This window comes from Ellagibacter sp. (assembly GCF_048412355.1).
Classification (GTDB): Bacteria; Actinomycetota; Coriobacteriia; order Coriobacteriales; family Eggerthellaceae; genus Ellagibacter.
The window spans coordinates 84,670-100,496 of record NZ_DBFSAP010000004.1; the positions used below are offsets into that span (position 1 = coordinate 84,670).

A 15,827-nucleotide genomic window follows, 5' to 3' on the forward strand; every position below is an offset into this window, starting at 1 on the left:
AATGCTGTTCTGTCTGTTATAGTGTGTTACAGATTTGTATCCCGTAACACTAAGCAGGTGCGCCGAAAACGCATCAGCTGCGCGCTCTGCTTGGCCGATGAAAGGACATCTCGATGAAAAACTTTTCAAGGCGAACGTTTTTGCAGGCGGCAGGCGTGAGCGCGGCTGCGGTGGGCTTCGGCGGCGTGTTGAGCGCGTGTGCAAGCGATTCGGGCTCGGGCAGCTCGGATAAGGGCGCCACTTCGAAGAGCGAGGGACACGCATCGCAGGTAACGGTCTCCATGCCCGTGAGCAGCGAGCCCGCCGCTGGCTTCGACCCGTTCGTCTCCTGGGGCTGCGGCGAGCATGTGCATGAGCCGCTTATCCAGTCCACGCTTCTGACCACGACGGCCGATATGGGCTTCGAAAACGACCTCGCGACGGCGTATTCCTGCAGCGACGACGGCCTCACGTGGACGTTCACCATTCGCGCGGACGCGAAGTTCACCAATGGCAAGGCGCTCACGGCGCATGATGTGGCCTACACGATCAACGGCGTTGCGAACAGCGAGGCCAGCGAGTGCGATCTGACTATGGTGGACAAGGCGGTCGCCGTAAACGACGAAACGTGCGAAATCCATCTGAACAAGCCCTTCAATGCTTTCCTATACACGTTGGCCGTTATCGGCATCGTTCCCGATGGCGGACACGGCAGTGATTACGGCACCAACCCGATCGGCAGCGGCCGCTACATGCTGGAGCAATGGGACCACGGACAGCAGGTTATCCTGAAGGCCAATCCCGACTACTACGGCGATGCCCCGAAGATCGATCGCGTCGTGGTGGTGTTCATGGAAGAGGACGCAAGCCTTGCGGCGGCTCGCTCCGGCCAGGTGGACGTCGCCTACACGGTGGCCACCTACGCCGATCAGCAGCCGACGGGCTACGACCTGCTGAACTGCACATCGGTAGACTCGCGCGGAATCTCCCTTCCCACCATCGCGGCGGGCGCTACGAAGAAGCAGACGGGCGAGGAGTATCCCGCAGGCAACGATGTCACGCAGGATCTCGCGGTGCGCCGCGCCATCAACTATGGCGTGAACCGTCAGACGCTTATCGACAACGTATTGAACGGTTATGGCGAGGTCGCGTATAGTGTGAGCGACAATATGCCCTGGTCATCTGACGATATGCGATGCGAGCGGGATATCTCCCGCGCCAAGGCGTTGCTCGACGAGGCGGGCTGGACGCTCGGGTCCGACGGCGTTCGCATGAAGGACGGCGTGCCGGCAGCGTTCGATTTGTACTACTCGGCTTCCGACTCGGTGCGCCAGGCCATCGCCATGGAGTTTGCCAACCAGATGGGCGAGCTTGGTATCAAGGTGTCGCCGAAGGGTGCAAGCTGGGACGACATCTACCGACACCAGTTCAGCGACCCCGTCGTATGGGGCTGGGGCTCGAACAGCCCGATCGAGATCTACAACCTGAACTACTCGACGGGCAATGGCAACTACGCGTGCTACGAGAACGCGGCGGTGGACGCGCATCTGAACGCCGCGCTGGCCAACCCTGTGATCGCCGATTCGTACAACGAGTGGAAGCTTGCCATGTGGGACGGCGAGAACGGCGTGGCTCCGCAAGGCGCTGCCACGTGGGTGTGGTTCGCCAACGTCGACCATCTGTATTTCGTTGCCGATGGCTTGAAGGTTGCCGATCAGAAGCCGCATCCGCATGGACATGGCTGGTCGATCGTGAACAACGTCGACAAGTGGAGCTGGTAGGCGCAGCTTCGCATGACGAAATATCTTGCTCGACATATCGTGCGGTTCGCGCTGCTGATGCTTGCCGTGGGGTTGGTGGTGTTCGCGCTGGTGAGCATGTCGCCGATTGACCCCGTGCAGGCGAACGTGGGGCAGGCTGCGTATGTGAATATGTCGGAGGCCAAACGAGCTCAGCTGGCGAGCTACTGGGGCGGCGACGTGCCGTTTTGGGAGCGCTTTGCCAACTGGGCAGGTGCCCTTATGCAGGGCGACATGGGAACATCGCTCAGGTTCAATGCGCCGGTGTCCGAGGTCATTGCGCATCGAGCCGCCAACTCGTTGGCGCTCATGGGCATCGCGTGGCTGCTCAGCGGCGTGTTGGGGTTCGCGCTCGGTGTTGCGGCGGGCGCTCGCCGCGGCGGTGCGCTCGACCGGGTGGTTCGCAGCTATTGCTTTCTTTTGGCTTCGACCCCCACGTTCTGGCTCGGCTTGCTCATCTTGATGGTGTTCGCCGTGCAGCTCGGCTGGTTCCCCATCGGGTTCTCCGTACCTATCGGCGTGTCGGCGGCGGATGTGACGTTGGCCGACGCGGCGCATCATCTGGTGCTTCCTGCGCTCACGCTCTCAGTGACGGGCGTGGCCAACATCGCGCTCCATACGCGCGAGAAGGTGGTGGACGTGCTGGAAAGCGACTACGTGCGTTTCGCGCGCGCACGCGGCGAGTCGGAGCTGAGCGTGATCGTACACCACGGCTTGCGCAATGTCGCGCTGCCGGCCGTCACGCTGCAGTGCGCGTTCATCTCTGAGATCTTCGGCGGATCGGTGCTGGTCGAGCAGGTGTTTTCTTATCCTGGCCTGGGACAAGCGGCCGTGACCGCAGGATTGGGCGGCGATGTGGCGCTTCTCGCGGGCATCGCGCTCGTGAGTGCCGCGCTCGTGTTCGGCGGCAACCTGCTGGCTAATATTCTCTACGGCGTGCTCGACCCGCGCATGCGCGTCGGCGAGGGGAGGGCTTGATGGAAGAGGTTCTCCATACTCCCGTGCAGCGTTCGCGCGGCAATCGGGCAACCACGCTCGTCGCGTGCATCGCTGCCGCCTGCGCGCTCGCCATTGTGGTGGCGTCGGGTCTTGCGCTTTACAGTCAGGCGACGGTCACGGACTTCGCCGCGAAGAATTTGGCGCCCTCGCTTGCCCACCCCTTCGGCACCGACTGGATGGGTCGCGACATGCTTTCGCGCACACTTTCGGGCCTGTCCACGAGCGTGCTGGTGGGCTTGCTGGCGGCCACCGTCTCGTCGGTTATCGCACTCGTGCTCGGGTGTGCTGCCGCGCTTGGCGGAAAACGCGTCGATGCCGTGATTAGCTGGCTGATCGACCTCATGATGGGCGTTCCCCACATCGTGCTTCTGGTGCTCATCTCCTATGCAATCGGGAAGGGTTTCTGGGGCGTGACGATCGGCGTTGCCGTGACGCATTGGCCGAGCCTCGCGCGCGTCGTGCGTGCCGAGGTGCTGCAATGCCGCGAGTCGAAGTTCGTCGAAGTTGCGCGCAAGTTGGGGCAAAGCCCGGCGCGCATCGCGTTGCGCCATATGGTGCCCTACGTGTTGCCGCAGTTCGTGGTGGGGCTCATCCTGCTGTTCCCGCACGCCATCCTCCACGAGGCTGCCATCACGTTCCTCGGCTTCGGCTTGCCGCCCGAGCAGCCGGCAATCGGCGTGATCTTGAGCGAGTCGATGAGCTACCTATCGACGGGTGCCTGGTGGTTGGCTGTGTTCCCGGGTTTGGCGCTCATGGCGACGGTGCTGCTCTTCGATGTGGCTGGTCAGAGCCTGCGAAAGCTCGTTGACCCGCATACGGCGCAGAAATAGGTGGGGAGGATGCTGGAGAATACAAACGACGACGCGGCTGCGCAAGCGGCTTCGGCGAACAAGGCTGCCGCGCTTGTGCACGAGCAAACCACGCACGAGGATGCGCAGCTGCACCATCATCACACACACGCGGCAACGTCGCACCATGACGGCGGGCACCATCTTTTGCAGGTCGAGGATTTGAACGTGAGCTTTCGCATGTACGACGAGGACGCGCCGTACTTCCAGGCGAAGCAGCGCGATGTCCAGGTGCTCCACGGGTTGAGCATCGCCGTCCACGCGGGCGAGATCGTGGCTGTGGTAGGCGCATCGGGTTCGGGCAAGACGCTTCTCGCCGATGCGGTGTTGGGGTTGTTCGAGCCGAACGCTACGGTGCGGGGGCGCATCTGGTTCGACGGCGAGCGCATGGATGCGGAAGGCTTGCGCGCGCTGCGCGGGCACGGGTTGTCGCTCGTGCCGCAAAGCGTGAGCCATTTGGACCCCATGATGCGCGTGGGTAAACAGGTCGAAGGCTTCGCGAACGCGCTGTCGAAGGCCGAACGAAAATCGCGCCGCGAGCAGCTGTTCGAGCGCTACGGGCTCGGCCCTGAAGTTGCGCGCCTCTACCCCCATGAGCTCTCGGGCGGCATGGCGCGCCGCGTGCTTTTATGCTGCGCGCTCATGGACGACCCGCGGGTAATCGTGGCCGATGAGCCCACGCCCGGGCTCGACCTCGACCTCGCGGTCCGAGCGTTGGACGACTTCCGCGCCTTCGCCAACGAAGGCAACGGCGTGCTGCTGATCACGCACGATATCGAACTGGCGCTGCGCGTGGCCGATCGCGTCGCCGTGTTCAAGGATGGCACCGTGGTGGAAGAGACGGCGGTCGCGAACTTCGCCGACCCCGCGCTTCTGCGCGACCCGTTCACCCGCGCGCTGTGGCATGCCCTTCCCGAGCACGATTTCGCGGCTACGGCGAGCACGGACGAGCAAGACCGCGGCAACGCATCGGTTGGCAAGGGAGGTCGCTCGTGCTAGAGGCTCGAGACATCACGTTCGGTTACCCTGGCGCAAAACCCCTGTACAGCGGATTCAACCTGCAAGTCGAGCCCGGCGAGCGCGTAGCGCTTCAGGCTCCCTCGGGGTTTGGCAAGACCACGCTGTGCCGTGTGCTCGCTGGGTTCGAGTGTCCGCAGGCCGGTGAGGTACTGCTCGATGGTCAGCCGCTTCCGCGTCGCGGAGTATGCCCGGTGCAGCTGATCCAGCAGCATCCCGAGCAGGCGGTCGATCCGCGCCTGCGCATGCGCAAAACGCTGGCGGAGGCGGGTGACGTGCCGCAAGAACTACTCGACAACCTGGGGATTCGCGATGAGTGGATGCAGCGCTACCCCCATGAGCTCTCCGGCGGCGAGCTGCAGCGCTTCTGCATCGCCCGAGCGCTCGCCACGCACCCGCGCTACCTCATCTGCGACGAGGTGTCCACCATGTTGGATGCGGTCACGCAGGCGCATATCTGGCGCGTGCTGCTGGGCTACGTCGAGCGGGAAGGCGCCGGCATGCTGCTCGTTTCCCATACCCCTGCGCTTACGGAGCGCGTGGCGACGCGGAAAGTGAAGCTCTCGAGGAGCGAAAGCTGATTCGAGAAGCTCGCATGTCCATGCTTCCTAATGCCTTGTTTGCGAATTGTGCCTTATGGGGTGTACTTGTCCATCGCCGCTGGCGCGGCAGGGCGTCGAGATTGTCTGTCTTCGGGAGATGGGGGCTGGCAGTCCATGCTCGTTTGCCTATAATGAACGCTGCTATGGAAAAGACATCCCGAGAGAAAATCGCGCTCATCGTGTTCCTCATCCTTGCTATTGGGATGGGGTGCATCCTGTTTGGCTACGTGTTTGCTGGCCATTCATGGAACGTCACCGCCTCGAACATCGACGATGCGTTCGGCAACATGGAAGGCTATACCGCCATCGTCTACGAGGGAACCATTGAAGAGGAAGAAAGCGCCGCGCAATCGTCTGCATCTGCGACATCAGCTGCCAACGGCTCCGCTAACTCAAAGAATGCGGGGGATGCCGAATCGCTTCCCGGGGACTCGAAGGCGGGAGACGGGCAAGCCTCCGCTTCCTCTTCGTCCTCTTCCGACGGCAATCAAGCCCCTGCTTCCTCTTCGGAAAACAGCCAGGCATCTTCTGCCGCTTCGTCTTCCGACAAGCAGACCGCTTCTTCTCAGGGTGGCTCGAGTGTAAATACAGCTTCCCCAACGAGCGTAGGCGCGCAGGGCAACGGCTCTGTCGATCAGGGAGTCTCTACTGCATCGGAACCTGTCGCTGCGGAAGGCTCCGCGTCCGAAGGCACCGTAGGGCAAGGCGTTTCTGCAGCTGTTTCCCCTGGTGGTGCCCCAGAATCCCAGGCAAATTCCGCTGCCCCTCTTGCGGGACATAAGAAGGAGAAGGAGCCTATTGCCCTCTCCGATGTTGACGCGCTCTACCGGGGCAAGGGAGCGAACGTCATCTCGCTTCACACGAACGACCTTTCCGCCTATGAAGAGGGAACGATCTTAAAGCGTGGCGGCAAGCGCTTCGGCATTTTCTCGGTCACTCACGAGTATTCGAGGATCCTTATCGACGAGAAGGTGAAGTACTTCACCGAGCAGAAGGTGGACTACGTCATCGCCCTGTGCCCCGAGGCATCGCTTCTGAAGAACGCCGAGAACATCGACATCGTCATCACCACGGCAGACTCGACGATCTCGTCGATGGGCGAATCGAGGAACGGCGCCTTCTATGTGAGCACGCCGAAAATCGGCTCGGTCGGGGCGATCCTCATCTCGCCGAGCAATGTTGTCTCCGCGAAGACTATCTCCGAGCTGTAAATCCTCCGGGGTTATCTCTGCCGCGCGACAATGAGCGGCGACCGAAACAGCAAGCGACCCCGCCGCGTGCGTAGCGCATTCGGCGGGGTCGCTTCGTGAATCGCCTTCCCGAAAAGGGTCAGGTAATTCGGGGTTTCTGCATCTGGCCAATCGACGCTCCTCTTTGGGGGGCCGTCGCTACTTCAAGACGATGTTCTCGATCATGGGCAGTGCGTCGTTCCAATCGACTTTGGAGCCTATGACCACGCCGACCGTCATTCCGGAAGGCGCCTTGGTGAACAGGTTGACGGTGCCATTGGACGCGGTGTGACGCACCCAGGTGATGCCGTTGACGTCGACTTCGTCGATGGTGCCGTCTTTCTTGGAGCCCATTCTGGCTTCCGCTTCGGTCATCGGCTCGGTCTTGTGCGTGCGAATGTCGATGAAGGCGAAGGTGTCATCGCCGAGCGTGAACTCGCACTCTTCGTACTTCTCGCTCATCGATCTGGTGCCTGGTTTCCAGCCATCAGTTGGCTCTAAGCTGTACGAAGGGTAGTCGACGCCGGTTTTGGCCTCAACGGCGGGCTCTGGGGTCTCTTCAGCCTTCGGCTCTTCCGCAGGCTGCGTCGTTGCCGTGTCGTCGCTCGCCTTCTTCTGCTCCTCGGCGCCACCGCCGCAGCCGGCCATCGTGAACGCAAGGGCTGCCGTCAACGCAACGGCGGGCACACCGAGCGCGACCTTCCTCATCATGGGCTTCAACATATTCATCACTCCCTTTCCCATTGCATCGTGCAAGCCGCTTCGCACTCCGCCCTTCCCGACGAAGTCAGCTTCTATCGGTATTGTGCCTTGCGGGGTCACGTTTACGAAGTGACCAGCGGCCCAAACGATGCGCACATGTGCACCGCACGGCCAAGATACAAGGGGGGAAGGGATTGCCTGACCCGTTTTCGGGACTTCGGGCAATGAAAAAGGCGGGCCCTCGCGTGAGGAACCCGCCTTCCTAAAACGATTGCCTAAAGTTGGCGCTTACACGATGCCCTGAGCCATCATGGCGTCGGCAACCTTCTTGAAGCCGGCGATGTTGGCGCCCATCACGAAGTTGCCCTCATGGCCGTATTCCTTCGCCGTGTCGTCGACGTTGTGGAACATGCCACGCATGAGCGTTTCGAGCTTGCCGTCGACCTCCTCGAAGGTCCAGGAAAGATGCTCGGCGTTCTGGCTCATCTCGAGGCCGGACACGAGCACGCCGCCCGCGTTGGCCGCCTTGCCGGGGAAGAACGCGACGCCGTTGTTCTGGAAGTACTCGGTCGCCTCGATCGTGGTCGGCATGTTGGCACCTTCGCCGACTGCCTTGCAGCCGTTCGCGACGAGGGCCTTCGCGTCCTCGATGCCGAGGGTGTTCTCACGGGCGCAGGGAAGCGCGATGTCGCAGGGGAGCTGCCATACGCCGCGGCCGTCCTCCGCGTGCCACGTCGCGTTCGGACGCTCTTCGACGTACATCGCGAGCGTGACGCCCTTGTCGTGGCCGGAGCGCTTCTTGTTGTAGACGTGCTCGAGCACCTGGTAGTCGATGCCTTCCTGGTCCTCGACCCAGCCGTGGGTGTCGGAGCAGGCGATCACCTTGCCGCCGAGCTGCGAGACCTTCTGAATCGCGTAGATGGCAACGTTGCCGGAGCCATGTACGACGACGTTTTTGCCCTCGAAGGAGTCGCCCTTGCTCTTGAGGTACTCGTCGACGAAGTAGACAAGGCCGTAGCCGGTTGCCTCGGTGCGGGCGAGCGAGCCGCCGAAGGAGAGGCCCTTGCCGGTGAGCACGCCGGTCCACTCGTTGCAGATGCGCTTGTACTGGCCGAACATGTAAGCGACTTCGCGCCCGCCGACGCCCAGGTCACCTGCGGGAACGTCGGTGTTCGGGCCGACGTGGCGGTAGAGCTCGGTCATGAACGACTGGCAGAAGCGCATGATCTCGTTGTTGGACTTGCCCTTCGGGTCGAAGTCGGAGCCGCCCTTGCCGCCGCCCATCGGCAGCGTGGTCAGCGCGTTCTTGAAGATCTGCTCGAAGCCCAAAAACTTCAGCATGCCCAGATAAACCGTGGGGTTGAAGCGCAGGCCGCCCTTGTAGGGGCCGATTGCGGAGTTGTACTCGACGCGGAAGCCGCGGTTGACCTGGACTTCGCCCTTGTCGTCAACCCACGGAACGCGGAACTGGATGATTCGCTCGGGCTCGACGATGCGCTCGAGGATCTTCGCTTCCTCGTATTCCGGATGCGCCTCGATGACTGGCTCGAGCGTGCTCATGACCTCGGTGACGGCCTGGATGAACTCGGGCTGATCGGGGTCCTTCGCCTTAACTTGGTCGATGATTCGCTGGACGTAACTCATGTAACCTCCTCGGGGTTTACTTGTTCCCAACCGCGGTCATTATAAGTTTGCGCAACGGCTCTGTTACCTCTAATTAACATGATAGAAACAATGGTCGCAGCCAATCGCGTTTCTCCTCCATAAACGGCAGGGGTGGAGCCTCCGAGGAAGGGAAATCGCCGCACCTTTGAAGGAAAGGGAGCCGTCTCCTCTCCGAAGGAAGGGACGTCGCATCGAGCCAATTGGAACGTCCACGGAATTAGTACGCCCCAGTGCGTGATTGGGCGCTCATGCGGCACGATTTGTAGTACCATTCTAACTCTGCGTTTTTACCTCAGTTTTGCCTCGATTTCACTTCATCGCGCTCGCAGCGCGCGATGCGAAAGGACTTGCTCGCATGGAAGCACTTGCATGGCTGCTCTCGCTCATCTTGCAGCCCTGTTACGCGATAAGCGGCAATTGGTGGATAGCCATCTTGCTGTTCACCATCATCGTGAAGATCATCCTCATCCCGATGTCGCTTTGGTGTCAGAAGAATTCGATTGTCATGGTGCAGCTCATGCCTGCCTTGAATCGCCTGAAGGTGAAGTACTACGGCGACCGCGAGACGATCGGCGAGGAGCAGAACAAGCTCTACAAGGAGCAGCATTACCACCCGATGCTCTCCTTGATTCCGCTTGCTGTGCAGATCATCATCCTGTTCGGCCTGGTCGACGTCATCCATACGATTACCGACGGCGGCGCGCCGGGCACTGAGTTCTTGGGTCAGATCCCCTTCGAGGACGGCGGCGCGGCGTGGATCATGCCTCTTTTCGCGGGGCTTTCCGCCATTATCATGGGCTTCGCGCAGAACCGCATCAACCCGCTGCAGCGCGAGCAGTCGCGTGCGGAGAAGAACATGACGAACGGCCTGTCCATCGGCCTTTCGTTCATCTTGGGTGTGTTCGTCGCCACGGGCATGGGCTTCTACTGGGTGTGCTCGAACCTGACCTCCATCGCCATCCAGGCGCTCGCGAACGTCCTGGTGAAGCCAGCGAAATACATCGACTACGAGGACCTCGAGGCGAGCCGCGCCGAGCTTGAGGAGCTCGAGAACTTCTCGGGCCCCAAGAAGAAATGGTACGAGCGCGACCCGCTTGCCAAGCGCGAGAAGGCAGACTACAAGCGCTTCTTCAAGATCGTCGGCAAGCACATCGTTTTCTATTCCGAGGGAAGCGGCTTCTACAAGTACTTCCAGGGCGCGATCGAGTGGCTGCTCGCGCATTCCGACGCCGACATCCACTACGTGACGAACGACCCCAATGACCAGGTGTTCAAGCTGGCCGAGGCCGAGCCGCGCTTGAAGCCCTACTACATCGGGCAGCGCAAGATCATCACGCTTATGATGAAGATGGACGCCGATCTGGTTGTGTCCACGCTCGAGGATTTGGAGAACTACTACATCAAGCGCTCCTATATCCGCAAGGATATCGAGTACGTGTTCATGTTCCACCACATGACCTCGACTCACCTCACGCCCCAGAAGGGCGCCTACGACCACTACGACACGGTGCTGTGCGCGGGCCCTCATCAGGTGCGCGAGCTGCGCCGCGCCGAGGAGCTCTACGGCACCAAGCGCAAAAACCTTGTGGAATGCGGCTACGACCTGCTCGATCGCGAGATTGCCGAATACGAGCTCGCCGCCTCCGCGGTCGAGCGTGACCCGTCCCGGCGCGACGTGGTACTCATCGCTCCGTCGTGGCAGGAGGGCAACATCCTCGACACCTGCATCGACGACATGCTGAAAAGCGTGCTCGGGCGCGGCATGCGCGTCATCGTGCGCCCGCACCCCGAATACACGAAGCGCTATTCCGCCAGATGGAACGCCCTTTTGGCTCGCTGGGCCGATGTCCCTGAGTCCGATCTGTACTTCGAGCACGACTTCAGCTCGAACAAGACCGTCTTCACTTCCGACATCCTCGTGACCGACTGGTCGTCGATCTTCTGCGAGTTCTGCTTCTCGACGCGTAAGCCCGCCATCTTCATCGACACGCCGATGAAGGTCGGCAATCCCGATTGGCAGGAGCTCGGCATCGAGCCGACTGACATCGCGCTGCGCAGCGAGGTCGGCGTGTCGATCCGCCCCGAGGATGCGTCCACCTTCGGCGATGTGGCCGAGGAGATGCTCGCGAAGCGCTACGCATGGAGCGATCGCATCAACAAGGTGCTCGACAGCTTCATCTTCAACGTCGGGCATGGTGGGGAAGTGGCTGGGCGCTACCTGCTCGACCGCATGATTGACATTCAGGAATCTAAGCGCGACGGCGGTGTGCCCGACGACTCTCTCGCCGCAGGTGAGCGCGCTGCGGCCGATGCCGTGGCGGCGTCGCGCGATGAGGGGGAGCACATGGGAAAGCATGACGGCAGCGAAGCACGCGGGATGCATGCGAGGAAGGCGGGCCGCTATGAAGCGTAACCGTCTTATCGCGGGCGCGTACGACGTTCTCTCGTTTGCGCTGGTCGCAGGCGTGCTTTCGCTTGCATGGATAACGCCCGCCTACGCGTATGTCGACCCTTCGGTCATGACCTACACGATCCAGGCGCTCGCCGGCGTCGCGGTCGCGCTTTCGGCCGTGCTCGGCGTGGCGCTTCGCCGTACGCGCAAGATGCTCTTCAAGCTGCTTAAAATCGACGAGAACGCGGGCAAGGTGGTAGAAGCGCCTGTCCACAGGCTCGACAAGAGCGGCAACCCCATCCTCGCACCCGGCGAGATCGCCGCCGATGCGGAGTCGGCGTCCTCGAAGAAAGCTTCCCGAAAGGGGCGCGCATCTGACGATTATCCTCGCGCAAAATGGGGCGTGCGCGTGGTTTGCGCGCTCATCGTGTGCATGTTCTTCTCGTTTACCCTGCTCGTCGTGCCGCCGTATGAGATTGTTGCCGGCGCTGGAGCCGATCTCGTGTTCGGCCTCTCCGACATCTGGCCGATCTTCGCGATTGCAGGCGTTGTGGTTGCGGTCGTTCTCGCGCTTGCCGTGTCGCTTCTGCGCGACAGGGCGTTCGATATCGTGCTGCTCTTCCTGTTCGCGTTCGGGGTTGCCGCCTATGTTCAGGTACTCCTGTTGAACTCGGAGCTGCCCACCGCGGACGGCAAGTCGGTGAACTGGGGCGATTACACGTCAACTATGCTGGTGAGCACCGTGGTGTGGATCGTCATCGTGGCAATCCCCCTTGTTGTGGGACATTTGAAGACGAGCCTCGCGCGCGGCGGCGCGGTTGCGCTTTCCCTTGCGCTCATCATCGTGCAGGGTGTCGGCGTGGGCAGCCTCTTCGCGTCGGGCGCATTCGAGGCGGCTACGAAAGAGCCTGATCAGGTCAACGTCGCTGACTTGCGCATGACTGAGGACGGCCTGTTCACCGTTTCCGAGAAAAGCAACGTCATCGTCTTCGTGCTCGACTTCACCGACACGAAGCAGATGTCCCAGATTATGCAGGAGCATCCGGAGGAATTCAACGACTGGACGGGTTTCACCTGGTACAACAATGTTGCGGGCTCCATGGTTCCCACGCGCTACGGCGTGCCGTTTCTCTTGACCGGCCAGCTGCCGCAGCAGGGCGAGCTCTTCTCGCAGTACCTTGCTACGCGCTATGAGCGCAGCACGTACCTCGACGACATTCACAACGCCGGCTACAGCATGGGCATCTACACCGATACGTTCGGAACCGAATATTCGAGCGAGGACGTGCAGCGCCATGTGGCTGGCCTCACTATGAACTACCACCCCATGAACCAGGAGGATTCCCCCTCGCTGCTCGATGAGCAGGGCACCCTCTTCACGTTGTGGAAGTGCGCGATGTATCGCGATTTGCCGTGGGCGTTTAAGCCGTATTTCTGGTTCTACACCGACGAGGTCAACAACGGCATGACGCTGCAGGTGGAAAGCGACGACGGGGAGGTGCAGCAGAGCACCCTGTACACGATGAACGACGGAGCCTATTACGATAAGCTCAAGACGACGAGGCTTTCCGCGACCGACGACGGCGAGACGGGTGCTTTCCGCTTCATCCATTTGCTCGGCGGGCACTATCCGTTCAACCTTGACGAGAACGGCAACGACATCGGCACGGACAACTCCGATGCGATCCGTCAGATCCGCGGCAGCTTGAAGATGCTTTCCGAGTACATCCGCCAGCTGAAGGACATGGGGCTCTACGACAACACCGCGATTCTCGTGACGAGCGACCACGGCGATTGGGGCATCTACGAGGATTGGGATTCCTCGTCGAACGCGATTATGTTCTACAAGCCGGCACAATCGGCCGAGGCGGACGCACAGCCGATCAAGACGGTGTCGACGCCGGTTGCGCATGTGAACGTGCAGCCGACCATCATTCAGGCTGTTGGCGGCGACTCGTCCAAGTACGGCGAGACGCTCGCGCAGGTGCCGTTCGACAACCGCGTGCGCAAGTTCTACACGACGACAAGCGACGGCAAAAACGACGTCTCCATCGTGGAATACGACATCACCGGCTGGGCCACCGACTTCAACAACTGGCACAAGACGGGAGCAATCTGGGACGCACAGCAATAGCGAGCACAAGCGAAGCAAGCGAAAGACGCCGACAGCGGGGGCCTTCAAAGCAAGGCCCCCGTTCGCATTTGGATGCTTATAATGGAATGGCCTGCGCAAGGTCCTTGGTCTATCTTCGGAATCGATGCTCGGATAGTGTTGGTGTTTTATGCTGACGACTGCGTTATTGTGGCGGAGAGGCGCGAGTGTCCGAACCCTGTTCGGGGGAGCGCCGTTTTTGCCCGAACGAGTCTTATCATGTGCTATTGATAGGGGAAAGTGTCATGTGCGAGGCTGAGCGCATGCAATTCGATGTGGTTCCCGTCGATGTTCATTTGGAATTGCCGGGTCGAATTAAGACTGCTCGCACTGTTTCTTTTATTGACGAGCATATGGTCGAGGTTGGCTTGTGTGAATCTAAGGCGCCGACTCTTCTTGACGCTGGAATGGCGACGAACTTCGTGTTCAAACTCGATTGTTGTACTCGCGAAGTTATGGAGCGAGTCAATGCGGCGAACGTGTCGGCCGGGCTCGAAAAATGCGTGAATACGCTTAATGGCGAATGTGATTTCGGTTTCTATCGCGTCGCGTGCTCGACATTCGATCGCAATCTGCGGCTAGTTGATAGTCGATTTCCGCAGGTGCTTGCGAATGCGTTGCTGCGATGATGGCGAGTCGTTAATATTTCATGCTTACAACAGAGATGCGCTCGGAAGTTATTTGCTCGATAATACGCGATTCGAGGCAGCGTCGATTTCAGAGTATGACCATGGGCTAGTTTACGAACATGATGGCGAGTACTTTATTAACCTAAGCCTACAAATTGGGTTTCCGTAAGCTTGTCGTAGTATCGAGAGTAATATATTGTGCGAAAGACAATATAGGGAGGTTCCTATGAATGAGATTAAGTGTCCGCATTGTGGGACGGTGTTTCAGGTGGACGAGTCGGGCTTTGCGGACATCGTGAAGCAGGTGCGCGACGCGGAGTTCAATCGGGAAATCGAGCGCCGCGAGAAACTCTTCGCTGAGCAGCGCGAACAGGCGGTGGCGCTTGCGGGTGAGAAGGTGCGCGGGGAGGCGCGCGATGAGATTGCTTCCCGCGATGCGGAAATCGCAAAGCTGACCCAGAACCTCGCCGCGATCAAACGGGAAAACGACGCGGCTTCTCGTGCGGCGCAGGCCGAGCAGATTGCGGCACTCTCCAAAATTACCGCGAGCAAAGACGCCGAAATCGCCGAGCTCAAGTCGAAGCTCGCGCGCCTCGCCGACGAGCGCGCATCCGACGCGCGCGTGACCGAGGCCGACCACAAGCGGGCCTTGGCTGACGCGACCGCCTCCCGCGATGCGAAGATCGCCGAGCTCACGCAGAAGCTCGAGGCCCAAAAGACGTCCTTCGCGACCGAGAAGGAGCTTGCTGTTACGCAGGCGCGGACCCAGGTCGAGCGCGAGCGCGACGACCTTGCCGCGCAGGTGAAGCTCAGGGCAGCCGAAGGAGAGCAGAAAGTGAGCGCGCTGCGCGAGGAGATGGCGACGAAGCTCCGCGCAAAAGACGAGCTCATCGCCTACAAGGAAGAGGAAATTGCCCGCTACAAGGAGATGAAGGCCCGCCTTTCCACCAAGATGGTGGGCGAGTCGCTCGAGCAGCACTGCGAGATCGAGTTCAACAAGATGCGCGCCGCCGCCTTCCCGAAGGCATACTTCGAGAAGGACAACGACGTGGTGGACGGCACGAAGGGTGACTTCGTGTTTCGAGAGGCCGACGACGAGGGCAACGAGGTCGTCTCCATCATGTTCGAGATGAAAAACGAGAGCGACGATAGCACGCACAAGCACAAAAACGAGGACTTCCTGAAAAAGCTCGACTCCGATCGCAAGAAGAAAAACTGCGAGTACGCGGTGCTCGTGACGATGCTCGAGCCTGAAAACGAGCTCTACAACGAGGGTATCGTCGACATGAGCTACCGCTACGAGAAGATGTACGTCATCCGCCCGCAGTTCTTCATCCCGATTATCAGCATCCTGCGCAACGCCTCGCTTTCGGCGCTTTCCTACAAGGCCGAGCTCGCCGAGGTGCGCAACCAGAATATCGACATCACGCACTTCGAGGAGCAGATGGAGGACTTCAAGACGAAGTTCGGGCGCAACTACGACCTCGCGAGCCGCAAGTTCAATACCGCCATCGAGGAGATCGACAAGACCATCACGCATCTGCAGAAAACCAAGGATGCGCTGGTGTCATCGGAGAACAATCTGCGCCTGGCGAACAACAAGGCGCAAGACCTTACTATTAAGCGTCTGACCAGGAACAATCCAACAATGAAGACGATGTTCGCGGAACTTGCCGAGGCGAAGGAAGCGAAGGCGGCGGGTGATTTGGGCGAAGGCATAGAAGGCGAGTCGGCGGCCAAGTAGCGCTTATTCCTCAGCTTCTGAGACTTTATCAATGGGGAAGGTTGAGCGGCTTTAGGGCTTGCATCGCCGT

The 15,827-nt window shown here is 60.5% G+C and carries 13 protein-coding genes; 11 read left to right on the forward strand and 2 right to left on the reverse strand.

Translation table 11 applies throughout. The features are described 5' to 3' along the window. Window positions 1-113: 113 nt before the first annotated feature. From ACMRQN_RS00510 to ACMRQN_RS00535, 6 genes are all read left to right on the forward strand, one after another. Complete coding sequence (locus ACMRQN_RS00510) at window positions 114-1,760, forward strand: ABC transporter substrate-binding protein (RefSeq protein ID WP_418733353.1); 1,647 nt, start codon at window positions 114-116, stop codon at window positions 1,758-1,760. 12 nt (window positions 1,761-1,772) lie between these two features. Continuing rightward, complete coding sequence (locus ACMRQN_RS00515; protein WP_418733354.1) at window positions 1,773-2,756, forward strand: ABC transporter permease; 984 nt, start codon at window positions 1,773-1,775, stop codon at window positions 2,754-2,756. Next, entirely contained in the window at window positions 2,756-3,607 is an 852-nt protein-coding gene (locus ACMRQN_RS00520) for an ABC transporter permease (protein ID WP_418733355.1), read from the forward strand. Before ACMRQN_RS00515 ends, ACMRQN_RS00520 begins: the two co-directional genes overlap by 1 nt. A 9-nt stretch (window positions 3,608-3,616) precedes the next feature. Continuing rightward, a complete protein-coding gene (locus ACMRQN_RS00525) occupies window positions 3,617-4,624 on the forward strand; it encodes an ATP-binding cassette domain-containing protein (protein ID WP_418733356.1) in 1,008 nt (335 codons plus the stop codon). Then, window positions 4,618-5,223 carry an ABC transporter ATP-binding protein gene (locus ACMRQN_RS00530; protein ID WP_418733357.1) on the forward strand — a complete coding sequence of 202 codons (606 nt, stop codon included), beginning with the start codon at window positions 4,618-4,620 and terminating at the stop codon, window positions 5,221-5,223. Before ACMRQN_RS00525 ends, ACMRQN_RS00530 begins: the two co-directional genes overlap by 7 nt. 164 nt (window positions 5,224-5,387) lie before the next feature. Next, on the forward strand, window positions 5,388-6,455 hold the full coding sequence (locus ACMRQN_RS00535) for a hypothetical protein (protein WP_418733358.1): 1,068 nt from the start codon (window positions 5,388-5,390) through the stop codon (window positions 6,453-6,455). A gap of 177 nt (window positions 6,456-6,632) precedes the next feature. Here the strand turns inward: ACMRQN_RS00535 and ACMRQN_RS00540 are convergent, their stop codons facing one another. Then, window positions 6,633-7,202, reverse strand: a complete 570-nt coding sequence (locus ACMRQN_RS00540; RefSeq protein WP_418733359.1) for a hypothetical protein — start codon at window positions 7,200-7,202, stop codon at window positions 6,633-6,635. A 261-nt stretch (window positions 7,203-7,463) separates the two neighbouring features. Next, window positions 7,464-8,819, reverse strand: a complete 1,356-nt coding sequence (gdhA, locus tag ACMRQN_RS00545; RefSeq protein ID WP_418733360.1) for an NADP-specific glutamate dehydrogenase — start codon at window positions 8,817-8,819, stop codon at window positions 7,464-7,466. Between the two features lie 376 nt (window positions 8,820-9,195). Here gdhA and yidC point away from each other — a divergent pair, with 376 nt between their 5' ends. The 5 genes from yidC (at window position 9,196) to ACMRQN_RS00570 (ending at window position 15,757) form a co-directional block, all read left to right on the forward strand. Beyond that, a complete protein-coding gene (gene yidC, locus ACMRQN_RS00550; protein ID WP_418733361.1) occupies window positions 9,196-11,253 on the forward strand; it encodes a membrane protein insertase YidC in 2,058 nt (685 codons plus the stop codon). Continuing rightward, on the forward strand, window positions 11,243-13,366 hold the full coding sequence (locus tag ACMRQN_RS00555; protein WP_418733362.1) for a hypothetical protein: 2,124 nt from the start codon (window positions 11,243-11,245) through the stop codon (window positions 13,364-13,366). Before yidC ends, ACMRQN_RS00555 begins: the two co-directional genes overlap by 11 nt. Window positions 13,367-13,629: 263 nt before the next feature. Further along, entirely contained in the window at window positions 13,630-14,013 is a 384-nt protein-coding gene (locus ACMRQN_RS00560) for an HpaII family restriction endonuclease (RefSeq protein ID WP_418733363.1), read from the forward strand. After that, window positions 13,997-14,182 (forward strand): HpaII family restriction endonuclease, encoded by a 186-nt coding sequence (locus ACMRQN_RS00565; RefSeq protein WP_418733364.1) that lies wholly within the window; start codon window positions 13,997-13,999, stop codon window positions 14,180-14,182. Before ACMRQN_RS00560 ends, ACMRQN_RS00565 begins: the two co-directional genes overlap by 17 nt. 57 nt (window positions 14,183-14,239) lie before the next feature. Further along, entirely contained in the window at window positions 14,240-15,757 is a 1,518-nt protein-coding gene (locus tag ACMRQN_RS00570; protein WP_418733365.1) for a DUF2130 domain-containing protein, read from the forward strand. Window positions 15,758-15,827 lie beyond the last annotated feature (70 nt).